This is a genomic window from Streptomyces sp. NPDC059477 (genome assembly GCF_042749375.1).
Taxonomy (GTDB): Bacteria; Actinomycetota; Actinomycetes; order Streptomycetales; family Streptomycetaceae; genus Streptomyces.
Window position 1 is genome coordinate 138,312 of record NZ_JBHYUG010000004.1, and the last position, 22,902, is coordinate 161,213.

Below are 22,902 nucleotides of genomic sequence, written 5' to 3' on the forward strand. Positions count from 1 at the left end.
TGGGCCAGGTCAGGACACGTGCGGATTCTCACGTCCGTAAATGACCGGATCATTCCCACTTCGGCACAGACGGCGGTGTTAGCTTCTGAGCCGACCCGAGCCCACACGGATGTGACGGACGAGAACGAAGCGGAGTACACGGACCCATGGGACGAGCGGAAGAGAGACGAGCGCGACAGCGCGGTGCGCGCCGCGCCGCCTCCAAGGGCCGCCGTTCGCCCCGCGCGGAGGGGCGGACCGGCATACGCCGCTTCCTGACCTGGCGGAAGCTGCTCGGTACGTTCCTCGGCTTCTGCCTGCTGTGCATCGGGGCGTTCATCGTGCTCTACATGGTGATCGACATACCCGAGGGCAACGCGGTGGCGCAGGAGCAGAGCAACGTCTACCAGTACAGCGACGGCACGCTGCTGACCCGCAGCGGCGAGATCAACCGGGAGATCGTGGACCTCGCGCGGGTCCCCAAGGACGTGCAGCGCACCTTCGTCGCCGCCGAGAACAAGACGTTCTACGAGGACTCCGGCGTCGACCTCAAGGGCACCGCCCGGGGACTGCTCAACACCCTGTCCGGCAAGGGCACCCAGGGCGGCTCGACCATCACCCAGCAGTACGTCAAGAACTACTACCTGACCCAGGAACAGACGGTCACCCGCAAGCTCAAGGAGCTGGTGATCTCCCTGAAGGTGGACCGCGAGAAGTCCAAGGACGACATCCTCGCCGGATACATCAACACCAGCTTCTACGGCCGCAACGCCTACGGCATCCAGGCCGCGGCGCAGGCCTACTACCGCGTCGACGCCGACCAGCTGACCGTCGAACAGGGCGCGTATCTCGCGGCGCTGCTCCAGGCGCCGAGCCAGTACGACTGGGCGGCGGCGTCCGAGACCGGCAAGAAGCTGGTGCAGGAGCGCTGGAACTACGTCCTGGACAACATGGTCGGGGAGGGCTGGCTGGACGCCTCCGCGCGGCAGGGCATGACGTTCCCGGTGCCGAAGGAGCCGCAGGGCACGCCCGGTCTCGAAGGCCAGACCGGCTATCTGGTCGACGCGGCCAACGAGGAACTCGCCGGGCAACTGGTCGCCCAGGGTTCGGCGGAGGACACGGACGACGCCCTCGCGATGGTCAAGCGCGGCGGCTGGACCATCACCCTCAGCATCGACAAGAAGAAGCAGGACGAGCTGGAGAAGGCCGCCGAGGACCAGCTGATCAGCAAGCTCGACCCGGACGAACGCGACGTCGACGCGAACATCCAGCCCGGCGCGGTCTCCGTCGACCCCAAGACCGGCGAGGTCGTGGCGATGTACGGCGGCGCCGACTATGTCGAGCACTACCGCAACAACGCCACCAGACGGGACTACCAGCCGGCGTCCACCTTCAAGCCGGTGATCCTGGCGGCGGCCGTGGAGGAGAAGTCCCAGACCCAGGACGGCGATCCGATCACGGCCGACACGGTCTACGACGGTGACAGCAAGCGCCCGGTCGAGGACGGCGGCCAGGAGGTGGGCTTCGCCCCGCCGAACGAGGACGACGTCGACTACGGCGATGTCACCGTGCAGACGGCGATGAACAAGTCCATCAACTCCGTGTTCGCGCAGATGGGCGTGGACGTCGGCATGGACAAGGTGATGGAGGTCGCCGCCCTGCTCGGCATGGACACCGACGGCATGGAGGCGGTGCCCGCGCAGACCCTGGGCTCCATGGGCGCCAGCCCGCTGGAGATGGCCGGCATCTACGCCACCCTCGACAACCACGGCAAGAAGGTCACACCGACGATCCTCGCCTCCGTGGAGCACAAGGACACGGTGGTGGAGCTGCCCGACCCGATCGGGGAGCAGGTGATCAGCCGCGAGGCCGCCGACACGGTCACCTCGGTGCTCACCGGCGTGGTCGACGACGGCACGGCCCGCACCTCGGTCCGGGAGAACCCGGAGCGCGACGGCCAGCAGGTGGCGGGCAAGACCGGCACCTCCGACTACGGCCGCTCGGCCTGGTTCACCGGCTACACCCCGGCCCTGGTGACCTCGGTCGGCCTGTTCGGCGAGGACGCCGGGTCCGGCGACCAGGTCGACATGAAGGGCGCGACCGGCACCCTGCCGGGCACGGGCCGGGTCAACGGCGGTGGCATCCCGGCGCAGATCTGGGCGCAGTACACCTTCGGCGCGATGGGCAAGGTCACCGAGTTCGACCTGGACACCGACCAGGGCGCCGGGGTCGCGCCGACCTGGACACCCACACCGACCCAGGAACCGACGCAGGAGCCCACCACCCAGGAGCCGACGACCGAGGCACCCGTGGAGACCCCGACCGAGGAGCCGACGACCCAGGAGCCGACGACCACGGAGGAACCGACGGAGGAACCCACCACCGAGGAGCCCCCGTCCGAGACCCCGACCTCGGGCCCGCCCACCAGCACCAGCCCGCAGCCGCCCACCACCCCGGAGGACCCCTGGCAGCAGGAGTGACCCTTGGCCGTCCGACGGGGACCCCTACGGACGAAGGCGCCGGCGTCTACTTCCCGTTGAAGGCGCCGGCGATCCGGTCGCCCAGCTCCTTGTCCACATTGCGCCAGTACTGAAGGGCACGCTCCAGCACCGGCCGGGAGACCCCGTTGGCCAGATGCCCGGTGATGTTCGACGCCAGCCGCTCCCGGGCGGCGTCGTCCAGCACCTCGCGGACCATCGTCCCGGCCTGCCCGAAGTCGTCGTCCTCCCGGTGCAGCGAGTAGGCCTCCCGGACCATCTCCCCGGCGGCCCGCCACCCGGCGATGTCCCCGAACCGGTCGACATCGGCCGCGGGCCCACCGTACGAATTGGGCGCGTAGGGCGCCGCCGTCCGGGCGGGCTCGTACCGCATGGGCCCGTCCTTGGCGTAGGAGTGGACGGCCGACCGCGCCCGGTTGGGCGGCAGCTGCGCGTAGTTCGGCCCGATCCGGTACCGGTGGGTGTCCGGGTACGAGAACAGCCGCCCGAGCAGCATCTTGTCCGGCGACGGGCCGATGCCCGGCACCAGGTTCGACGGCTCGAACGCGGCCTGCTCGATGTGGACGAAGTAGTCCTCGGGGTTCTTGTCGAGGGTCATCCGGCCGACCTCGATCAGCGGATAGTCGCCGTGCGGCCACACCTTGGTGAGGTCGAACGGGTTGAACCGGTAGTCCGGCGCGTCCTCGAACGGCATGACCTGCACATACATCGTCCAGGACGGGTTGTCGCCGCGGTCGATCGCCTGGAACAGGTCCCGCCGGTGCAGATCCGCGTCCTCCCCGGCGAGCCGGTCGGCGTCCGCCTGGGTGAGGAAGTCGATGCCCTGGTCGGTCTTGAGGTGGTACTGGATCCAGAACCGCTCGCCGCCGCCGTTGACCCACATATAGGCGTGGGACGAGTAGCCGTTCATGTTCCGGTACGTCTTCGGGATGCCCCGGTCACCCATCAGCCAGGTCACCATGTGCGCCGACTCGGGGGACAGGGTCCAGAAGTCCCACTGCATGTCGTTGTCGCGCAGCCCGCTGTCCGGGCGCCGCTTCTGGGAGCGGATGAAGTCCTGGAACTTCTGCGGGTCCCGGACGAAGAACACCGGGGTGTTGTTGCCGACCAGGTCGTAGTTGCCGTACTCGGTGTAGAACTTCAGCGCGAAGCCGCGCGGGTCGCGCCAGGTGTCGGGGGAGCCCTGCTCACCCGCGACGGTGGAGAAGCGGGCCAGCATCTCGGTGCGGCGGCCCGGCTGGAACAGATCGGCCTTGGTGAACTGGCTGACGTCGTTGGTCACCTCGAAGGTGCCGTAGGCGCCGGAACCCTTCGCGTGGACCACCCGCTCGGGGACCCGTTCCCGGTTGAACTGGGCCATCTTCTCGATCAGATAGTGATCCTGGAGAAGGATGGGTCCGGTGTCGCCGATCGTCAGCGAGTGTTCGTCGCTCTCCACCGGAATCCCGGCGTTGTTGGTGGTGTAGGGCGCGCGCTGGGGCGTCTGCGTCATGAGCGTCCTCCTTCAGAGGCTTCATGAGGTCGTCAGGTCGCTTGGCTCACCCCACCCACTCAACTCCGTCACCGGTACATCGGCAACTTCTGGATATGTTCCAGGTCCGGCGGTGTCCCGGACTTGCATGGAATCCAGATTCGTACCGAGTCCGAGTCCGGTCAGGTTTTGTTCAGCTCGAACCACACCACCTTGCCGGTGCTCAGCCGGGTCGCACCCCAGCGCCTCGCCAGCCGGTTCACCAGATACAGCCCGCGTCCGCCCTCGTCGGTGGCGCGCGCCTGCCGCAGCCGGGGCAGCTGGGGCACATCGTCGCCGACCTCGCAGCGCAGCACGTCCGTGCGCAGCAGCCGCAGGGTCACCGGCTTCGACGCGTATCGCACGGCGTTGGTCACGACCTCGCTGACCAGCAGTTCCACCGAATCCGTCAGGTCCTCAAGGCCCCAGCGGGTCAGCGCCCGCCGGGCGAGGCGCCGGGCCTTGCCGGGCGCGGCGTCCTCGGGTTCCAGGAACCAGTACGCCACGTCGTTGGGCGCGATCCCGTCGAAGCGGGCGGCGAGCAGCGCGATGTCGTCGTCCCGGTCGCCGGGACCGAGCATGTCGAGCACCTCGTCGCACAGCGCCTCAAGGGGCGGCGGATGGTCCGGGCCGGTGAGCTGGGCGGTCGCGGCGAGCCGCTCCCGCAGCTGCTCTATGCCGGTCCATACGTCGCGCAGCCTGGATTCCACCAGACCGTCCGTGTACAGCAGCAGGGTGGCCCCGGCGGGCGCGTCCAGCTCCACCGCCTCGAAGTCCACCCCGCCGACGCCGATCGGGGCGCCCGCGGGCACCGACAGCACCTCCGCCCGGCCGCCGAGGTGCAGCAGCACGGGCGGCGGGTGCCCGGCGTTGGCGATGGTGATGCGGTGCGAGACCGGGTCGTACACCGCGTACAGACAGGTCGCCATGCGGTCGGCGCCCAGCCGCTGGGCCTGCTCGTCCAGATGGTGCAGGACCTCCTGCGGCGGCAGATCCAGCCCGGCCAGGGTCTGCGCGGTCGTGCGCAGCTGGCCCATGATGGCCGCCGATGTCATGGAGTGACCCATGACGTCCCCGACGACCAGCGCGACCCGGCTGCCGGGCAGCGGAATGGCGTCGTACCAGTCGCCGCCGACCCGCGCGGTCTCGGCGGCCGGGAGATAGCGCGAGGCCAGCCGCACGCCCGTGGGGCGGGGCAGGGTCTCCGGGAGCATCGTGCGCTGCAACTCGTCGGCGATGTACGCCTCGCGCCCGTACAGCACCGCCTTGTCGATGCCGAGCGCGCTGTGCGTGGCGAGCTGGGCGGCGACCAGCAGATCGTCGGCCTCGAAGGCGAGCCGCTCCGGGCCGCGCAGGAACACCGCCGCGCCGATCACCCGGCGCCGGCCCCGCAGCGGCGCCAGGATCGCCCGCAGCCCGGCGGGTACGACGAGTTCGGCGTCGTCACCGAGCAGCTCCGGCAGCGCGGCGCGGGCGGCGGGCGCGTCGGCGAACACCGGCCGCACCCCACGCAGCACCTCCGCGAGGGCGCCGCCCGTGCGCACCTCGCACAGCTCGGCGGTGACGGTGGACAGCTCGCTGGGCTCCGGCGTCTGGACCGGCAGGAAACCGCCCTCGGTGTCCCGCTCCTCGGGGATCCGGTCGGTGCGCCGCAGCCGCAGCACCACCGGCCCGGTCGGCCGCTCGTCACCCACCGGCAGCGGATCGCGCAGATAGACCAGGATCGCGTCGGCGAACGTCGGCACGGTCGCCCGGCACAGGCCCATCACGATCTCGTCCAGGTCCATGCCGCGGGCGATCCGCCGGGTGGCCGCGCCCACGAACCGCAGCCGGTCACCGTCCCGCCGCATCGGCGTCGGCCTGCCGACCGCCGGATTGCCCTGTCCGCTGCGCCGCTCCTGGCCCGAGGTCCGCCCCGCGGCGTCGGGCTGCACCGGGATGCCCTCCGATGCGGGCCGCAGCATCAGGCCGCTCTCGCCCTCGCCGGGCTTCTCCCGGGCCGGGGGCGCCACCAAGGGCTCGTCGGCGGACGGCTGGGAGTGCTCGGACTGCTGCGGGTGCTGCGGGTGGTGCGGATGCTGGGGGTCCGCGCCGCCGTCCGGGCCCACCGGGGTGCCCTGCGGGCTCTCGGCGGCCGGCGCCTGCGCGGCACGCGCGGGCTCACCGGGCTGCGGCGGGGTGTGCAGCAGCGCCCCGCGGGGATCCACGGGGTCGACGCCCGGCTGGGGGCGTTCATAGGAGGTGGGGTTCTCCGTCACGCGTGTCGCATCCGTCCGTCGGGGGCCGCGCGCCGCGCCCTTCGGGGGCCCGCGCGCCGCGTGTGTTCGTCCCGCAGAAGTCCCGATACCCGGAATACGTGCCCCAGGAACGGAATTCCCGCGTGGTCAGAGGCTGTTCCTGTGTTGTTCGCCGACCGCTCGCGGCCCGCGCGGCTGATGCCCTCGTACCGCTCGCTCACGTCCTGCCGCCCCTCGGTGACATCTGGTCAGACTCCGTGCACGCTCCGGCAGTTGCTGTCGCGCTCCCGAGGCGGAGGATGATCCTACGGTTCTTGCCCGGGGGCGCATCAAGGGTCTCATGAGGACACATGCGCGGGCGTACGGTCCCAGTCGTCCGGCAACGACGGTACCGCCCAGTCGGGGTCCGGGCGCCAGTGCTGCCAGCCGTCGGCGAACGGCGGGCCCCAGGCGTTGATCACCTCCACCGCGGCCCGCCCCGCCGCCCGCACCCGCGCGGCGAGCCCGGCGTCCACCAGACCGTCCCCGCGGGCCTGCGCGAACTCGTCCTCGTCATGCCAGGACCAGCCGCGGTCCGGGTGCACGGAGATGTCCAGAAAGTGATCCTCGGAGTCCACACCGCCGTCCCAACGGGACAGCGGCTCCTCCAGGTTGACGTACCAGTTCTTGAACCGCCAGCCCTGATCCCAGAACAGCCACACCGACCACGGCTGGCCCGGTCTGGCCAGCTTCAGCACACCGGTGCCGAACCAGCGGTCCCGCTGGACCGTGCGCGGCTTGGTGTAGCGGGTCTCCAGCGGCTCCAGATGGACCGGCGTGCCGTCGGCCAGCACCGGCCTGATGCACTCGGTGCCCGGCGCCAGCCACACGGCCAGCACCTCCGCGTCGTCCCGTACGACGGTGACCGGCCGGGCGATGTGCGGGCGCGGCCCGCCGTTCTCCCGGTACCGCCACAGGATCTGGCTCCCGGGGGACCAGTACGCCGTGCCGCCGCCCGCTGCCGCCGCTGTCGCCGCTGTCACCGTCGGGTCCGTCACCGTTCCGTCGTCGTCCGCCATGGGCAGATATTAGGTGCCATCGGCATAGGACGCTGCGGTACCGGCCACGGTTCACCCGACGGTCATCGCGGACCCCCGTCCGTCACGGGCGGGTCATACGCAGCACATCCAGCGCGTCGTCCAGCTGCGCCCCGGTCAGGTCGCCGCGCTCGACGTACCCGCCCTCCAGCACGACCTGGCGGATCGTCTTCCGCTCGGCCAGGGCCTTCTTGGCGACCTTCGCGGCCTCCTCGTAGCCGATGTACTTGTTCAGCGGGGTCACCACGGACGGGGAGGACTCGGCGTACTCGCGGGCGCGCTCGCGGTTCGCCGTGATGCCGTCGACCGTGCGGTCGGCCAGCAGCCGGGAGGCGTTGGCCAGCAGCCGGATCGATTCCAGGACGTTCTTGGCGATCACCGGGAGCATCACGTTCAGCTCGAAATTGCCGGCCGCGCCCGCGATCGCCACCGTCGTGTCATTGCCCGTCACCTGCGCGCACACCATGAGCACGGCCTCCGGGATCACCGGGTTCACCTTGCCCGGCATGATCGAGGAGCCCGGCTGGAGGTCCGGCAGGGCGATCTCGGCGAGGCCGGTGCGCGGACCGGACGACATCCAGCGCAGATCGTTGGAGATCTTCGTCAGACCGACCGCGATGGTCCGCAGCTGCCCGCTGGTCTCCACGATGCCGTCCCGGGCGCCCTGCGCCTCGAAGTGGTCGCGGGCCTCGGTCAGCGGCAGCCCGGTGGCGCGGGCGACCTCCTCGATCACGGCCGCCGAGAAACCGGCCGGGGTGTTGATGCCGGTGCCCACCGCGGTGCCGCCCAGCGGCAGCTCGGCGAGACGGGGCAGGGAGGCGGTGAGCCGCTCGACGCCGTACCTCACCTGGGCGGCGTACCCGCCGAACTCCTGTCCCAGGGTGACGGGCGTGGCGTCCATGAGATGGGTGCGGCCGGATTTCACCACATCGGCGAATTCTTCCGCCTTGCGCTCCAGGGAGGCCGCGAGATGCTCCAGGGCCGGGATCAGCTCGCGGGTGACGGCGGCGGTGGCGGCGATGTGGATCGAGGACGGGAAGACGTCGTTGGACGACTGCGAGGCGTTGACGTGGTCGTTGGGGTGCACCGCGCGGCCCAGCCGCTCGGTGGCGAGGGTGGCGATGACCTCGTTGGTGTTCATGTTGGACGAGGTGCCCGAACCGGTCTGGAACACATCGACCGGGAAATGCGCGTCCCACGTCCCCTCGGCGACCTCCCCGGCCGCCTCCTGGATCGCCTCGGCGATGTCCTTGTCGAGCACCCCGAGACGAGCGTTCACCTTGGCGGCGGCGCCCTTGATCCGGGCGAGGGCCTCGATGTGGGCGCGTTCGATGCGCTGCCCCGAGATCGGGAAGTTCTCGACGGCGCGCTGCGTCTGCGCCCGCCACTTGGCGTCCGCGGGGACCCGCACCTCGCCCATCGAGTCGTGCTCGACGCGGTAGTCCTGGGCGTCGTCGCTCCGGTCGCCGCCTGCGGTCGTGGTCATCGCGCTGGTACCTCCGTGAGTGGGTCGGGCCCCGCAGGGGAGAGCGCGGGGGACGGGAGGCGTATTCCCCGGGGTCCCGCCGTCAGGTCCCCCGGGGGATCCGCCGTCAGGTTCCCTCTCCCGGGTGGGCCGGTCCGGCCCACATCCCCCGCACATGCCCCAGATGCCGGGTCATGACGGCCCGTACGGCGCTCTCGTCGCGGGCGAGGAGGGCGTCCAGCAGTTCCAGGTGCTCCTCGGCGGACGCTTCGAGGCGTCCCTCGGCCACCAGCTTGGTCAGCCCGTACAGCCGGGCCTTCGCGCGCAGCCCGCGGACCACCTCCACCAGCGGGGCGTTGCCCGCCAGCGCCAGCAGCCCCAGATGGAAGCGGGTGTCGGCCTCCACGTACGCGATCAGATCCCCGGCCGCCGCGGCGGTCACGATCTCGCGGGCGACCGGGCGCAGCGCCCGCAGGGCCACCGGGTCGGCGGTGGCGGCCAGCGCGGCCGTGGTGGGGATCTCGATCAGCGCGCGGACGTGCGTGTACTCGTCGAGCTGGCGTTCGGAGACGACGGTGACCCGGAAGCCCTTGTTCGGGACCGGATCGAGCAGGCCCTCCTTGGCCAGGTCCAGCAGGGCCTCGCGCACCGGGGTGACCGAGATCCCGAAGCGGGCGGCCAGCGTCGGCGCCGAATACACCTCCCCCGCCCGCAGCTCACCGGCGATCAGCGCGGCCCGCAGGGCATCGGCGACCCGCTCGCGGTAACTGGCCTTGGTACCGCCGAGCACGGGCAGGGGCGGGGGCTGCGGGGTCATACGGCACTACTCCTCGTGGACGTCGGGTTCAGAGTACGAACCCGGCGGGGAACGGATCGTCCGGGTCCAGCAGATACTGGGCCGTGCCGGTGATCCACGCCCGTCCGGTGAAGCTCGGCAGCACGGCCGGACGGCCCGCGACCTCGGTCGTGCCCAGCAGCCGTCCGGTGAACCGGGTGCCGATGAACGACTCGTTGACGAACTCGGTGTGCAGCGGCAGTTCGCCGCGCGCGTGCAGTTGCGCCATGCGCGCGCTGGTGCCCGTACCGCACGGCGAGCGGTCGAACCAGCCCGGGTGGATGGCCATCGCGTGCCGGGAGTGCCGGGCGGTGGACCCGGGCGCGACGAGCTGGACATGGTGGACCCCGTGGATGGACGGGTCCTCGGGATGGTGTGGCTCGTCCTCCCCGTTGATGGCGTCCATCAGCGCGAGCCCCGCCCGCAGCAGATCGTCCTTGCGGGCCCGGTCGAACGGCAGCCCGAACGCGTCCAGCGGCAAGATCGCGTAGAAGTTGCCGCCGTAGGCGAGGTCGTACGTCACCGTCCGCCCGTCGGCGAGGGTGGCCGTACGGCCCAGCCCGACGCTGAACGAGGGCACGTTGTGGAGGGTGACGTGCCGGGCCCGCCCGTGCTCGACGGCGACCTCGGCGACGACGGGCCCGGCCGGGGTGTCCAGGCGCACGGTGGTGACCGGCTCGACGACCTCCACCATCCCCGTCTCGACCAGCACGGTCGCCACGCCGATCGTGCCGTGCCCGCACATCGGCAGATAGCCGGAGACCTCGATGTAGACCACGCCCCAGTCGCAGTCCGGGCGGGTGGGCGGCTGGAGGATCGCGCCGCTCATGGCCGCGTGCCCGCGCGGCTCGTTCATCAGCAGCTGCTTGATGTCGTCGCGGTGCTCACGGAAGTACAGCCGCCGTTCGTTCATCGTCGCGCCGGGGATGGTGCCGATCCCGCCGGTGATCACACGGGTCGGCATGCCCTCGGTGTGCGAGTCGACGGCGTGCAGGACGAGGCGGCTGCGCATCAGGCGTCCCCTCGCGTGAGCCCGCCCGCGACGGCCTTCTCGGTCGCCGTGCGCACCGCCGCCTCCTGCTCCGCCGTGAGCGGCACCCGGGGCGGCCGGCAGGGCCCGCCGTACCGGCCCACGAGGTCCATGGACACCTTGATGGCCTGCACGAACTCCACCCGCGAGTCCCAGCGCAGCAGCGGGTGCAGTTGCGCGTACAGCGTGCGGGCGGTGGCCAGGTCCCCGCCGACGGCCGCCCGGTACAGCGCCGCGGACGCCGAGGGCAGCGCGTTGGCGTAGCCCGCGATCCAGCCCTTGGCGCCCGCCAGCGCCAGCTCCAGCAGCACATCGTCCGCGCCGACCAGGAGATCCAGCTCCGGGGCGAGTTCGGCGATCCGGTACCCGCGCCGGACATCCCCGGAGAACTCCTTGACGGCCCGGATCAGCCCCTCCCCGTGCAGCTTCGCGAGCAGCTCCGGTACGAGGTCCACCTTGGTGTCGATCGGGTTGTTGTACGCCACCACCGGCACGCCCGCCTTCGCGACCTCGGCGTAGTGCCCCAGCACCGCGCGCTCGTCGGCCCGGTAGGCGTTGGGCGGCAGCAGCATGACCGCGCCGCACCCGGCGTCGCGGGCCTGCTCGGCCCAGCGCCGGGCCTCCGCGGCCCCGTAGGCGGCGACCCCGGGCACGACCCGCTCGCCCCCGACGGCGTCCACCGCCGTCCGCACGACCGCCGCCCGCTCCTCCTCCGTGAGCACCTGATACTCACCGAGCGAACCGTTGGGCACGACCCCGTCACAGCCGCCCGCCACCAGCCAGGAGCAGTGCTCGGCGAACTTCCCGTGGTCGACACGGAGATCGGGGGTCAGGGGGAGGGCGGTGGCGACGAGGAGGCCGTGCCAGGGGGAGCGATGGGGGGAGGGGGGCGGGGTCATCGGGGTTCTCCTGTCGGTCGGGGGTGGGTGGGGGTCGAGTCGGAGCCGGAGTCGCTGTTCTGGTCCGTTGGGGTGTTTGCGTGGTCCGGGTCCCGGGCCAGGACGCCGAGCGGCACCGGGCGGGCGAGCAGCCGTCGTACGGGCTCGGCGGCGCATCCGGCGACCCCGGCCACGCCCGCCGCGCACATCCGCCCCTGGCACCAGCCCATCCCGGCCCGGGTGAGCAGCTTCACGGTCCGCAGATCCCCGGCACCGAGCGTGCCGACGGCTTCCCGCACCTCTCCGGCGGTGACGTCCTCGCACCGGCAGAGGACGGTCTCGTCGGTGACGAGATCCGGCCAGTTCGGCGGCGGGGTGTAGACGCGGTCGAGCGCGGCGGTGAACCGGCGCATGCGGGTACGGGCCCTGGCGGCGCCACGCCAGGAGTCCGGGCCGGGGTCGGACTTCCGTCCGGCGAGGCGGGCGGCGATCGAACGGCCCGCGATGTGCCCCTCGGCCAGGGCGAGGGCGGCGCCGCCGATCCCGGTGGTCTCGCCCGCGGCCCAGACACCGGGGATGTCGGTGCGCTGCTCGTCGTCCACGCGGACGTACGGCCCGTCGAGCCCGCAGCCGAGGGCGTCGGCGAGATCGGTGTGCGGGAGCATGCCGTGGCTGACGGCGAGGGTGTCGCAGGGGATGCGGCGTTCCGGGCCCCCGGCGAGTGGGCCGACGGTGACCGCCTCGACGCGCTCGCGGCCGTGGGCGGCGACGATCGTGTGCCGGGGCAGCACGGGGACGCGGTGCCGGAGCAGGGCGGCGGCGTAGGCGGCGGCTTCGGGGGCTTTGGGGGCGAGGGCGAGGGCGTGGCGGAGGAGGTCGCGGGGGTACGCGAGGGCGGGCCGTACGAGGCCCCGGGGATCGGCACGCGCCTGCCGTACGAGGTCCAGGGGATCGGCACGCGCCTGCCGTACGAGGTCTCGGGGATCGGCCGATTCCACCAGCGCGGCCACGCGGGCGCCCGCCGCCGCGAGTCCGGTGGCGACCGGCAGCAGCAGTGGCCCGGTCCCGGCGACGACCACGGTACGGCCCGGCAGCACGAGTCCGCCCTTGAGCATGGCCTGGGCGCCTCCGGCGGTGACGACGCCGGGGAGGGTCCAGCCGGGGAAGGGCAGTACCTGTTCGTAACCGCCGGTGGCGAGGAGGACGGCGTCGGCGTGCAGGGTGGTGCCGTGGTCCTGGGCGGGCCCGAGGAGGGCGTGGACGGCGAAGCCGCCGTCTGTGGACCGGGCCTCGACGGACCACACATGGTGATCCGTCAGATGCGTGATCCGGGTCTGCCGGGCGAGCCCGTCGCGCAGCCGCTCCCAGGTCCGCCACTGGTGGTGCAGTGCCTGCGGCCGACGTGCCCCGAGGCCGGGCGCGGGCTGCCGGTAGAACTGGCCGCCCGCTGTGGGCGCCGAGTCGAGGAGGGTGACCCGTACGCCCCGTGCGGCGGCGGCGAGGGCGGCGGCGAGTCCGGCCGGGCCCGCCCCGATCACGGCGAGGTCAGTCATCGTGGCCCGTCCCGTCCTGCGTACGGATGTCGGCGCCGGGGTCGGCGGGGACGAGACAGGCCCGCTGATCGGGCCGCCCGTCGACGGTGACGAGGCAGTCGTAGCAGATCCCGATCCCGCAGAAGACGCCTCGGGGGCTCCCGGTCGAGCGGGTGGTCCGCCAGGAGACGATCCCGGCTGCCCACAGCACGGCGGCGACGGTCTGGCCGGGCAGGGCGGGGAGTTGGCGGCCGTCGAAGGTGACGGTGAAGGGGGTGGCGGGATGGGCTTGGGTCAGGGTGAGGGGATTCATCGGGGGGTGGCCTCCGGGAATCGGTCGGGGCGCAGGGGATGGAGGTCGAGGCTCGGGCGCTGTCCGCTGATGACCTGGGCGATGAGGTGCCCGGTGCCGGGGGCGAGCCCGATGCCCGCGCCTTCGTGCCCGCAGGCGTGGAAGAGGCCCGGCACCCGGGGGTCGGGGCCCACGGCGGGCAGATGATCCGGCAGATACGGCCGGAAACCGACGTACGTCCGCATCACCCGCACCCGGTCGAGGAACGGGAACAGCCGGGTCGCCCCGGCGGCCAATTCCCGTATCACGGGCAGCGACAGTGAGCGGTCGAAGCCGACGCGCTCGCGGCTGGCGCCGATGAGCACGGGCCCGGCGGCGGTGCCTTCGACGACCGGTGAGGTCTGGAGGGCGGCGGAGTCGCTGGCCACGTCGGCCACGTAGGCGGCGGCGTAGACCTTGTGCCGGATGCGGTGGGGCGGCAGCGGTTCGGTGACGAGGACGAAGCCTCGGCGGGGCAGGACGGGGAGGTGTACCCCGGCGAGGGAGGCGACGTGGCCGCCCCAGGTGCCGGCGGCGTTGACGAGGAAGGGGGCGTGCAGGTCGCCCCGGTCGGTGCGGACGCCGCGCACGGAGCCGTCGGGGGTGTGCAGTACGCCGGTGACGGTCCGGCCGGTCTCGACGCGGGCGCCGCAGGCGCGGAGCAGGTGGGCGGCGGCGAGGGCGGGCATGACCTGGGCGTCCTGGGGGTAGCGGACGCCGCCGCTGAGGTCCGGTGCCAGGTCCGGCTCCAGGTCGCGCAGCCGGTCGCTCCCGACGCTCACGGCGTCGACCCCGGCAGTGCGCTGACTGCCGGCGAATGCTTCCAGGGCGGCGAGTTGGGTGGGCGTGTCGGCGACGACGAGGCCGCCTTTGGCCTCGTACTCGATGGCGGCTCCGAACTCGTCCGCGAGTTCGCCCCACAAACGCCGCGACAGCAGGGCGAGTTCGAGTTCGGGGCCGGGTTCCTTGTCGGAGAGGAGCAGATTCCCCTCCCCGGCCCCGGTGGTCCCCCCGGCGACCGGCCCCCGGTCGACCACGACGACCTCCAGCCCGGCACGGGCCGCGTAGTAGGCACAGGCGGCACCCACCATGCCCGCACCAACGACCACGACATCGCAGGTCAGTTGCTTGCGCATGGCAGTAATATGTCACACAGCATAGGGCGGGGGAATGGTCCGGACACGGGAAAGTGCGGGGGCGGGCTGGAGCGCCCGACGGCCCCCACCGAAGCGGGGGCCGGGGCGAGTTGGGTGGTGCGGGGTCAGGGGGACAGCTGCCCGCCCTTTATGGCGTGTACGAACGATGACCAGTGGTCCGCCGGGAAGGTGAGCGCCAGGCCGTGCGGGACTTTGCTGTCACGGACGGGGACGATGCCGGGAAAGCCGTCGGCGACCTCCAGGCACTCGCCCTGATTCGAGCCGCTGTAGCTCGACTTCCGCCACTGGAGCGCGTGGGTCATGTGTATATGTCCTTCATGATCGAGTCGATCGTGGCTGCCGATTCGTCCGGAGACAAGGCTGTTGCCCTGAGAAGATCATATGCACGCTGGGCCTCGGCGACAGGCGCCGAGTCGGCCACGATGTAGCCCGTCGGAAAGCCGTCCACATGAGCTACGTCGGCCCCATCCCGGAACGACAGCAGCCCGAATGCATTGCTTCCCGCGTGGAACGGCACGGCCGTCTCGGGGAGGATCTGGACAACGTGACGCGGGATCTCGGCAAGTTCCCAGAGCCGCTGAAGTTGGCCATGCATGATGGCCGCATCCATCGCCGGTCGGCGAAGCGCGTACTCACTGATCACCAGCCACAACCGCGGCGGGTCGTCCCCGGTGAGAATGTGTTGCCGTGCCATGCGAAGAGTCACGGCTTCATCGAGATTGTCCGGCCGTCCGGCTCGTAGGACTGCCCGCGCGTACTCCTCCGTCTGAGCGAGTCCGGGAATCAGCAGCGGGTTGAACAGCCTTACGTGCGTGGCCACTCCCTCCAGCTCGACGTACGGGCGGAACCACGCCGGATATGCGTGCCTCAACGCGAGCGGCCACAACCGCATAAAACGCCCGTTGGCGTGCGGGAACACCCGGTCGCACGCCTCCGCGAACTCCCTGGGCGGTACCCGCTGCCCCTGCTCGACCTTGGCCACGAGAGAGTACCCGCAGGTCGCTTCCTTGCCGAAGTCCGCCCGGGACATGCCCAGTAGCTCCCGTTCGAGCCGGGCCTCATTGCCGAAGTGGGCGAGCGCGGACGACGCCGGATCGGTGAGGTCCGCGCCGTCCGTTTCAGCGGTCACGCGCTCCACCCCCTCTTCCTGTCTGGACAGTTGGCCCTGTCCAACCGTCACCCCTGGTGATCGTATCCCTACGCATCGAAGCTAGGGAGCGGAACAAACAGCACAGGCCACATCCAAAACCCCCGCGACGCGGCGAACGTCCGGGGGCGTGGCCACCAGCTACCCAGAGGAGCTGACGGCAGTGAGCATTATCCATACGTTCGTGGGGTGGGTACTGGGCATTCTGATGCCCGGCACCGGCAAGCGGAGGGCGGATGTCCGTCCGGCCCCCGAGCCCTCCTCATGGTGCCACCGCGCATCCTGCCCGGCCGTCGCCGTACGACTTCCCGCGCACCGGTCTCCGTACGGCCTCGCCGATCCGCCGTTCGACGGCACCGATACCGCCCTGGTCCGCCCGTACGTCGCCAGCCGGGCAGGGGCGGCGTGATGAGCGCGCCGGTCGCGGACCCGCAACTGTCGGCGGAATGCGCAGTCGCACGGCGGACGGAGTACGCCGATCTGCACACCTGGTGCCGCCGCACGGCGGACGTGTCGCTGGCGCACCGCGGCGGGGTCGTACTGGTCCCGCGCTGCTCCTGCGCCTGCCACGTGCCGGTCGGGGAGGGCGCGCGGTGAACGCTGGTACGCCGCCCGCGCCGGGCACTTCCCGGCTGACGATCGAGACGTACCGGGTGGCCCCGGACGGCGAGCGCGTAGGGCGTACCCCGCCCCGCACCTACCGGCCCGGCCCAGGCCCCATCGTGCTCGACTCCCTCCGCTGGCCCCCGTGCCGCTGCCCACGCTGCCGGACGGGCGACGGCCCGAGAGGTGTCTGGTAACGGCGCCGCGAGCAACTGGGAGGCCCGGACGGAGGCGGCAGCATCGGTCACGTGCAGGTGGGGCAGGGAAGGCCGGGGTCGGCACGGTTGGGGGAGCACGTCACGAGGGCGATGGAGTGGAAGACCGTGCCCGTCAGGTAGTGGCCGAGGGACACGTCCCCACCCCACGTGAGCCGCTCGACGGCGGCTTTCGCGAGGAGGGCGAGCCTGGTCGCCGCCCGGTTCTCCTCGGAGGCGAACCGGGGGGCGAGTCCGGCGAGTCGGAGGGCCAGCCACTCGCCGGCCTCCTTGGGCTCCTCCCACGTCCCCCGGATCGCGGACGGCGGCTTCAGCAGCCAGTGCGCCGTCTGGATCGGGGGCAGGTCGGAAGTCCGGAACAAGGACACGGCTTCCCGGTACCGGTCCCGCACCTCCTGATCACTGCTCCCGGTCGGGGCCTGCCCCGGGGGCCGCCGCACACTCTCCTTGTCGAACGCCCGCTTCTCCCCGAGCCATGCGTAACCGTGGTGGTGCACTGCCGCTCCGTTCCATGGGAGGGTGACGGCCCTGCCCAACGGCGCGGGGCAGGGCCGTCGGTGTCCGGGTGGGGCTGTGGATCAGGCGGAGAGGTCGAAGCGCGCGGGGTCGATCCCCGCCGCGTCCAACTCCGCCGTGGTGAAGCGCAGCGGCTCCGCGGCGGGGCGCTTGCTGTCACCCATGGCCCAGGCACCCGGCCCGATCCGCGCGAGCGTCACGCAGGCTTCGCCGTCCGGGTGGGTGTTGCCGCCGCATGCCTTCGAGAATTCGACTCCGTCGATGGGGAGCCCGTACAGGTCGGTCATCGTGGTGCCCTTCCTGATCTGCTGACGGCTCCGGAGAGAGCCGTCTCCCGTCCGTGGGGGACGGAAGTCCTGAAAGACGGTCACTCCGTAGGGCATTTGATATGCCGATAGATGACAAGCGGTGCCCCCGACTGTCTTTCGATGGAGCCTCGGCGCACCCGTTCGAGCGACTCAATGGACTTCAGGCAGGCAGGACACATTTCCCCTTGAGGGGCGTAGGTGACGTATTCCCATTGCCTGGCGTCTGTGCTTCCTGCGGCTGTCTTCGCACGCATATCGTCGGCCTCCCAGTGAACCCGTCCTGTCTGCCCAATGCTGGCAGGATTCGCGCATCGTTGCCTAATTTATGCGCGTTTTCGGGTAAAATAATCGGCGCCCTCGGAGAGAGGTCTTCGATACTCGTCCCCACGAGTCAGGAGTCCGGAGCATCCGGGATCGGGTTCTCCGGTGACATCGCCCTTCGGCTTCACGAATATCACGCAATGATGCCGGGTGGCGTACGCTGGAAAGAGTCCTATTTGTGCTGTCGGGTAAAAATCCTGGCCCATTCGGAGAGGAGTCCGCGACACTCGTTTCCGAATACGGCGTACGACTCATATCGCTCAAAGTCTTCCCGGTAAGCGTTTACGTCTCTGTGGTCTCGAAGGATCAGAGCACCTGTTTGGGTCTCGACTTGGACCAGCCGCCGGTCGTACACGGTGAAGACGCTTAGTGGGGTCTCGCTGACGGGGCCGACTATCCCGAGGGGGATCACTCCTAGTCGAACGTTGGGGATGCGCGAGACGGACGCTAGCCGGTCGAGTTGCATAGCCATCGCGATAGGTGAGGCTAGAGGCCACCGAACGGCCTGCTCGGTCAGTAGGAATGTGAAGAACTTCGATGAGTCCAAGAGGGTCTGCTGGCGCTCCAGCTTCTTGGCCACGATCTTGGACATGTCACCAGGGTTTCGCGCGAGGCTCGCTCGCGCGTAATCGGGCGTCGACAATAGGCCGGTGATCATCGTCGGCAGGAAGAAGCGAAATTCTGTTGTGACGGCTTCCAGTCTGGACAATTCATTCTGTTTCTTGTCCAGGCCCCGCCGTCGAGAGGCCCAATCGTCCTGCCACTCAGTGTTGGCTGCGTGAGCAAGGTTGAGTATCTCCGTGGCAATAGGGCCCTGCGCCCCGAGCGTCTCCAAAATTAGCTCAACATCAACGATGGTCGGGGTGATCTTACCGCTCTCGATATTGCTGACTTTGGTCTGGGACATGTTGCAGCGCCGAGCGAGCGCGGTCTGAGTGAGACCGGCTCGCTTGCGCTCGCTGCGTAGTGCTTCTGCTAGGTCAGACCCAGACTTGCCTAGCGACTCAGGATCAAAGGTCAAGGCCCTTCACGTACTCCTCGAAGGGAACCGATTCGGCCAGGGCGATCCGCTGGTATTCCAGGAAGGGACTCACGTCGCCTTCAAAGACCTCCCGATTGATTTGCGTGCCGTCCGACTCGTAGTTCATCAGCACGACTTCGGACCAGTCGAACATCCAGAAGTCCTGCACCCTCTCAAGGGGGTTGGGTCTACCTGTGACATCCATGATACGAATGTCTTCACCAGCCCACGCATGCGGTTGGTAGTACATGAACTCATAGCGCAGGTAGTCAGACAGAGGGCGAGTCACGATGTGAACACGCCCCTTGTTCTTTCCTTCCCGTCGCAGCCGCTTGAGGTCCTCGGTGTACTCGTTCGAGTAGGCGTGAGGGTCAATGCGTTCCCCGGAAAAGAACGCCTCGATCTCCTCGGTTTCTTGAGGGACGCGGTACTCCGGCAAGGTTTCCAGCCGCCATGCCTCATGCTGGAAAGTCTCGAACCGAGCCGCCCACTCGTCACCATCCAAGAGCACGGAAAGCCTCCCTCAGTGTCTCCTCCGGGATCTCCACGAGCCCTTCCCCATCTGGGGCGGTGAATGCTTGGGACACGTCGCCCTGCACGACGAAAGACCCGGACGCGGTCCGGTAGACGTTGGGGCAGTCGTTCTTGTTGCACTCACCCGTAGCGGTGCCCGTAAGCCGGGTCAGTTCCTCACGCGCCATCGTGAAACCCCCTTGTGTCTGGCCCATGTTGAGGGCCGTTGCAGATGACGGTACGAAGATTGGTTGTTGTCGTCCATGTGGGATCACGAATATTCGCGTTGTCGGGTAAGGATCTTGACGTTGGCCCTTGGCAGCTTGATGGGGTGGGGCCCTAGGAGACGCCAAGAGCCCCTGACCGACGGCCAAGGGCTCCCTACAGGTGGCTACGTGGCTACGTCAGCCCAGCCCCGCCCCCCGCACCGGAATACTCGTGAACGTAGGTGCCGGAGCCGGGTCCTGGAAGAAATCGTTGCCCTTGTCGTCCACCACGATGAACGCCGGGAAATCCTCCACCTCGATCTTCCAGACCGCCTCCATGCCCAGCTCCTCGTACTCCACGACCTCGACCTTCTTGATGCAGTCCTGGGCGAGGCGGGCGGCCGGGCCGCCGATGGAGCCGAGGTAGAAGCCGCCGTGGGTGTCGCACGCGTCGGTGACCTGCTTGCTGCGGTTGCCCTTGGCGAGCATCACCTTGGAGCCGCCGGCCGCCTGGAACTGCTCCACGTAGGAGTCCATTCGGCCGGCTGTCGTCGGGCCGAAGGAGCCCGACGCGTAGCCCTCGGGCGTCTTCGCGGGGCCCGCGTAGTACACCGGGTGGTCCTTCAGGTACTGCGGCATCTCCTCACCCGCGTCCAGCCGCTCCTTGATCTTGGCGTGCGCGATGTCGCGGGCCACGACCAGCGGGCCGGTCAGGGAAAGGCGGGTCTTGACGGGGTACCGGGTCAGCTCGGCGAGGATGTCGGGCATCGGCTGGTTGAGGTCGATGCGCACCACGTCCGACGACGCCTCGTCCAGGTGCTCGTCCGTCGTCTCCGGCAGGAAACGCGCCGGGTCGGTCTCCAACTGCTCCAGGAAGACGCCCTCCGCCGTGATCTTCGCGACCGCCTGCCGGTCCGCCGAGCAGGACACGGCGATGGCCACGGGGCAGGACGCGCCATGGCGCGGGAGGCGCACGACCCGTACGTCATGGCAGAAGTACTTGCCCCCGAACTGCGCCCCGATCCCGATCTTCTGCGTCAGCTCGAAGACCTTCTCCTCCAGCTCCTTGTCCCGGAAGCCGTGCCCGAGCGGCGAACCCTCGGCCGGGATCTCGTCCAGATAGTGCGCGGAGGCGTACTTCGCGGTCTTCAGCGCGTACTCCGCCGACGTACCGCCGACCACGATCGCCAGGTGGTACGGGGGACAGGCCGCCGTACCCAGCGAGCGGATCTTCTCCTCCAGGAACTTCATCATGGAGGCCTCGTTGAGGACCGCCTTCGTCTCCTGGTACAGGAACGACTTGTTGGCGCTGCCGCCGCCCTTGGCCATGAACAGGAACTTGTACGCGCCGCCGTCGGCCGCGTACAGCTCGATCTGGGCCGGGAGGTTCGAACCCGTGTTCTTCTCCTCCCACATGGTCAGCGGGGCCATCTGGGAGTAACGGAGATTGAGCCGGGTGTACGCGTCGTAGATGCCGTGCGACAGGGCCGCCTCGTCGCCGCCCTCCGTCAGCACCTGCTGTCCGCGCTTGCCCATCACGATGGCCGTGCCCGTGTCCTGGCACATCGGCAGCACGCCCGCCGCCGCGATGTTCGCGTTCTTCAGCAGGTCCAGCGCGACGAACTTGTCGTTCGCGGACGCCTGCGGATCGTCGATGATCCGGCGCAGCTGGGCGAGGTGGGCGGGGCGCAGATAGTGCTGGATGTCATGGATCGCCTCCTCGGCGAGCTTGCGCAGCGCCTCCGGCTCGACCTTGAGGAAGGTGCGCCCGTCGGCCTCGAAGGTGGAGACACCCTCGGAGGTCACCAGCCGGTACGGAGTGGTGTCCTCTCCCATGGGGAGCAGATCGGTGTACGCGAACTCAGGCATCTCGGCCTATTCCTCACTCACGGCGGACAGCGGCTGGCATCCATTGGCAGCGCTCCCCAGCGTAGGACGTACCACCGACAGCGTGTCGGTGAGGTAGGACTCAGTTCACCGGCTCCCGGGGTGTCGCGATCTATCGTGTGTGGGTACGCTGCTGTCGTGGACCTTGAGAAGCAGACCAGGCAGACCAGGCCGAGCAGTCCCAGTCCCGCTCCGAGTCCCGGTCCCCGTCGGAGTCCCGAGGTGGCGCCCGCCGAGCTGCGCGCCTCCGACGCCGACCGTGACCGGATCGCGGACATCCTGCGTGATGCCATGGCCGAGGGCCGTCTGACCGCCGAGGAGCACTCCGAGCGGATCGAAGGGGTCTACCGGGCCAAGACGGTCGGCGAGCTGGAGCCGCTGATCCGCGATCTGCCGGGCGCCCACCAGGAGCCCGCGGCGAGCGCCTACGCGGCGGTGCCCAGCCGCCCGAGCGAGGGCGCGATACCCACCGAGGCGGACGACAGCGTCGTCGCGGTGTTCAGCAGCGCCGTGCGCAAGGGCCGCTGGCGCGCGGGCCGCCGTATCCACGCCTACGCGGTCTTCGGCAGCGTCGAGATCGACCTGAGCGAGGCCCTCTTCGAGTACCAGCAGATCGCGATCAAGGCGTTCTCGGTCTTCGGCAGCGTCGAGATCAAGGTCCCGGAGAATGTCTCGCTGCGCGGCAACGGCGGGGGAGTGCTGGGCAGTTTCGAGGTGCGCACGCTCGACTCGGGCGATCCGCAGGCCCCCGTGGTCTTCGTCGACGGCTGGGCCGTGCTCGGCAGCATCGAGGCCCGGCCCAAGCGCGGCAAGTTCGTCGCCGACATCGCCAGGATCGCCGACAAGGTGCAGCGCAAGGTCGAGAAGGTCCAGCGCAAGTATCTGTGACCCGCGGGCGCGCAGTGGTGCGCGCAGACCCCGGCACGGGTGTATCAGTACTCGCACGCCCGGACCCCCGGGTCCCGGCGCTGCCTTTGCGTCGGCCCCCGCGATCATTGACGGTCGTGAATTTCCGCCGCGAAACGAACGCGTCCGGGTGCCGTACCGCTCAAGAACCGCCAGGTTCCCCGGGGTTGGGAACTCCCTGCATAGGCGCGCGCACAGCGGGTAGACCTTGCTGCATCGTCTCTCGCTCGCGAAGCCGTCGTCAGGAGTAGACCGTGCTGCAACCGCCGCATTCGTCCCTACCGGTAGCTGCCGTTCCGGCGCAGCGGGTGCCAGCGCGAGACAGGGACCAAGACGCCCCGTGGCACACCGAAGCGGTGTGCCGGCGGGACGAGGCAGGCCTGTTCTTCGCACCCTCCAAGGAACCCACCGCCGCGCGGCTCTCCCGCGAGGAGGCCGCCAAGCGGGTCTGCGCCCGCTGTCCCGTCATGGTCGAGTGCCGCGAGCACGCGCTGCTCCAGCCCGAGCCGTACGGCGTCTGGGGCGGCCTCACCGCCGCCGAGCGCCGGGTCGTGCTGGCCAGGCGGCGCCGCCGCGAGATGGAACTGACGAAGACGGCCGGGGCGGCGGGCCGCATAGCGCAAGCCGGCTGACCCCGGCAGGGAGCGCCCCCTCCGCACCGGGGGGGCGCCCCGCCGGCCGCCGCGGGCGCGCGCAGCCGGGTTTGGGGGCGTGGGGGTGCCGGGGGCGGT

General features: G+C 70.2%; 23 protein-coding genes. 5 read left to right on the forward strand and 18 right to left on the reverse strand.

Translation table 11 applies throughout. From position 1 onward, the window contains the following. Window positions 1-146 precede the first annotated feature (146 nt). Entirely contained in the window at window positions 147-2,459 is a 2,313-nt protein-coding gene (locus ACFXAZ_RS03435) for a transglycosylase domain-containing protein (RefSeq protein ID WP_384584387.1), read from the forward strand. A 46-nt stretch (window positions 2,460-2,505) separates the two neighbouring features. On the opposite strand, the gene ACFXAZ_RS03440 is transcribed toward ACFXAZ_RS03435, so the two are convergent. The 12 genes from ACFXAZ_RS03440 to ACFXAZ_RS03495 form a co-directional block, all read right to left on the reverse strand. After that, window positions 2,506-3,969, reverse strand: coding sequence for a catalase (locus ACFXAZ_RS03440; RefSeq protein ID WP_384584390.1), 1,464 nt, complete (start codon window positions 3,967-3,969; stop codon window positions 2,506-2,508). A gap of 161 nt (window positions 3,970-4,130) precedes the next feature. Beyond that, window positions 4,131-6,245 (reverse strand): SpoIIE family protein phosphatase, encoded by a 2,115-nt coding sequence (locus tag ACFXAZ_RS03445; protein ID WP_384584392.1) that lies wholly within the window; start codon window positions 6,243-6,245, stop codon window positions 4,131-4,133. A 317-nt stretch (window positions 6,246-6,562) separates the two neighbouring features. Next, a complete protein-coding gene (locus ACFXAZ_RS03450; RefSeq protein WP_384584395.1) occupies window positions 6,563-7,282 on the reverse strand; it encodes a DUF402 domain-containing protein in 720 nt (239 codons plus the stop codon). 82 nt (window positions 7,283-7,364) lie between these two features. Further along, on the reverse strand, window positions 7,365-8,786 hold the full coding sequence (locus tag ACFXAZ_RS03455) for a class II fumarate hydratase (RefSeq protein WP_384584398.1): 1,422 nt from the start codon (window positions 8,784-8,786) through the stop codon (window positions 7,365-7,367). 106 nt (window positions 8,787-8,892) lie between these two features. Further along, window positions 8,893-9,582, reverse strand: coding sequence for a GntR family transcriptional regulator (locus ACFXAZ_RS03460; protein WP_384584401.1), 690 nt, complete (start codon window positions 9,580-9,582; stop codon window positions 8,893-8,895). A 28-nt stretch (window positions 9,583-9,610) separates the two neighbouring features. Beyond that, window positions 9,611-10,612: a proline racemase family protein gene (locus tag ACFXAZ_RS03465; protein WP_384584404.1), complete on the reverse strand. Its 1,002-nt coding sequence runs from the start codon at window positions 10,610-10,612 to the stop codon at window positions 9,611-9,613. Beyond that, the gene (locus ACFXAZ_RS03470; RefSeq protein WP_384584407.1) at window positions 10,612-11,529 is read right to left on the reverse strand and encodes a dihydrodipicolinate synthase family protein; all 918 of its coding nucleotides are present in this window, start codon (window positions 11,527-11,529) and stop codon (window positions 10,612-10,614) included. Before ACFXAZ_RS03470 ends, ACFXAZ_RS03465 begins: the two co-directional genes overlap by 1 nt. Continuing rightward, window positions 11,526-13,061 (reverse strand): FAD-dependent oxidoreductase, encoded by a 1,536-nt coding sequence (locus tag ACFXAZ_RS03475; protein ID WP_384584410.1) that lies wholly within the window; start codon window positions 13,059-13,061, stop codon window positions 11,526-11,528. The genes ACFXAZ_RS03470 and ACFXAZ_RS03475 overlap by 4 nt, the downstream gene beginning before the upstream one ends. Then, window positions 13,054-13,353 (reverse strand): (2Fe-2S)-binding protein, encoded by a 300-nt coding sequence (locus ACFXAZ_RS03480; RefSeq protein ID WP_384584413.1) that lies wholly within the window; start codon window positions 13,351-13,353, stop codon window positions 13,054-13,056. Before ACFXAZ_RS03480 ends, ACFXAZ_RS03475 begins: the two co-directional genes overlap by 8 nt. Further along, window positions 13,350-14,507 carry an NAD(P)/FAD-dependent oxidoreductase gene (locus ACFXAZ_RS03485; RefSeq protein ID WP_384584416.1) on the reverse strand — a complete coding sequence of 386 codons (1,158 nt, stop codon included), beginning with the start codon at window positions 14,505-14,507 and terminating at the stop codon, window positions 13,350-13,352. Before ACFXAZ_RS03485 ends, ACFXAZ_RS03480 begins: the two co-directional genes overlap by 4 nt. Before the next feature lie 125 nt (window positions 14,508-14,632). Continuing rightward, window positions 14,633-14,830, reverse strand: a complete 198-nt coding sequence (locus ACFXAZ_RS03490) for a DUF397 domain-containing protein (RefSeq protein WP_384584419.1) — start codon at window positions 14,828-14,830, stop codon at window positions 14,633-14,635. Next, window positions 14,827-15,708 carry a Scr1 family TA system antitoxin-like transcriptional regulator gene (locus tag ACFXAZ_RS03495; RefSeq protein ID WP_384584422.1) on the reverse strand — a complete coding sequence of 294 codons (882 nt, stop codon included), beginning with the start codon at window positions 15,706-15,708 and terminating at the stop codon, window positions 14,827-14,829. The genes ACFXAZ_RS03490 and ACFXAZ_RS03495 overlap by 4 nt, the downstream gene beginning before the upstream one ends. 130 nt (window positions 15,709-15,838) lie before the next feature. Between ACFXAZ_RS03495 and ACFXAZ_RS03500 the strand changes: the two genes are divergently transcribed. Further along, window positions 15,839-16,084, forward strand: a complete 246-nt coding sequence (locus tag ACFXAZ_RS03500) for a hypothetical protein (protein ID WP_384584425.1) — start codon at window positions 15,839-15,841, stop codon at window positions 16,082-16,084. Continuing rightward, window positions 16,084-16,272, forward strand: coding sequence for a hypothetical protein (locus ACFXAZ_RS03505; protein ID WP_384584428.1), 189 nt, complete (start codon window positions 16,084-16,086; stop codon window positions 16,270-16,272). The genes ACFXAZ_RS03500 and ACFXAZ_RS03505 overlap by 1 nt, the downstream gene beginning before the upstream one ends. A 250-nt stretch (window positions 16,273-16,522) precedes the next feature. Here ACFXAZ_RS03505 and ACFXAZ_RS03510 read toward each other — a convergent pair whose 3' ends face one another. From ACFXAZ_RS03510 to ACFXAZ_RS03535, 6 genes are all read right to left on the reverse strand, one after another. Further along, window positions 16,523-16,990, reverse strand: coding sequence for a hypothetical protein (locus ACFXAZ_RS03510; RefSeq protein WP_384584430.1), 468 nt, complete (start codon window positions 16,988-16,990; stop codon window positions 16,523-16,525). An 81-nt stretch (window positions 16,991-17,071) separates the two neighbouring features. Continuing rightward, window positions 17,072-17,296 carry a DUF397 domain-containing protein gene (locus ACFXAZ_RS03515; RefSeq protein ID WP_384584433.1) on the reverse strand — a complete coding sequence of 75 codons (225 nt, stop codon included), beginning with the start codon at window positions 17,294-17,296 and terminating at the stop codon, window positions 17,072-17,074. 514 nt (window positions 17,297-17,810) lie between these two features. Continuing rightward, complete coding sequence (locus ACFXAZ_RS03520) at window positions 17,811-18,659, reverse strand: Scr1 family TA system antitoxin-like transcriptional regulator (RefSeq protein WP_384584436.1); 849 nt, start codon at window positions 18,657-18,659, stop codon at window positions 17,811-17,813. Continuing rightward, entirely contained in the window at window positions 18,649-19,170 is a 522-nt protein-coding gene (locus ACFXAZ_RS03525; RefSeq protein WP_384584439.1) for a DUF6879 family protein, read from the reverse strand. Before ACFXAZ_RS03525 ends, ACFXAZ_RS03520 begins: the two co-directional genes overlap by 11 nt. Further along, window positions 19,154-19,360, reverse strand: coding sequence for a hypothetical protein (locus ACFXAZ_RS03530; protein WP_384584442.1), 207 nt, complete (start codon window positions 19,358-19,360; stop codon window positions 19,154-19,156). The genes ACFXAZ_RS03525 and ACFXAZ_RS03530 overlap by 17 nt, the downstream gene beginning before the upstream one ends. A 216-nt stretch (window positions 19,361-19,576) precedes the next feature. After that, a complete protein-coding gene (locus ACFXAZ_RS03535) occupies window positions 19,577-21,247 on the reverse strand; it encodes a fumarate hydratase (RefSeq protein WP_384584444.1) in 1,671 nt (556 codons plus the stop codon). A 156-nt stretch (window positions 21,248-21,403) separates the two neighbouring features. Between ACFXAZ_RS03535 and ACFXAZ_RS03540 the strand changes: the two genes are divergently transcribed. Together ACFXAZ_RS03540 and ACFXAZ_RS03545 are read left to right on the forward strand one after the other, a co-directional pair. After that, window positions 21,404-22,153 carry a DUF1707 domain-containing protein gene (locus ACFXAZ_RS03540; RefSeq protein WP_384584447.1) on the forward strand — a complete coding sequence of 250 codons (750 nt, stop codon included), beginning with the start codon at window positions 21,404-21,406 and terminating at the stop codon, window positions 22,151-22,153. Window positions 22,154-22,425: 272 nt separating this feature from the next. Then, window positions 22,426-22,803 carry a WhiB family transcriptional regulator gene (locus tag ACFXAZ_RS03545; protein WP_384584450.1) on the forward strand — a complete coding sequence of 126 codons (378 nt, stop codon included), beginning with the start codon at window positions 22,426-22,428 and terminating at the stop codon, window positions 22,801-22,803. The last annotated feature ends 99 nt before the right edge of the window (window positions 22,804-22,902 follow it).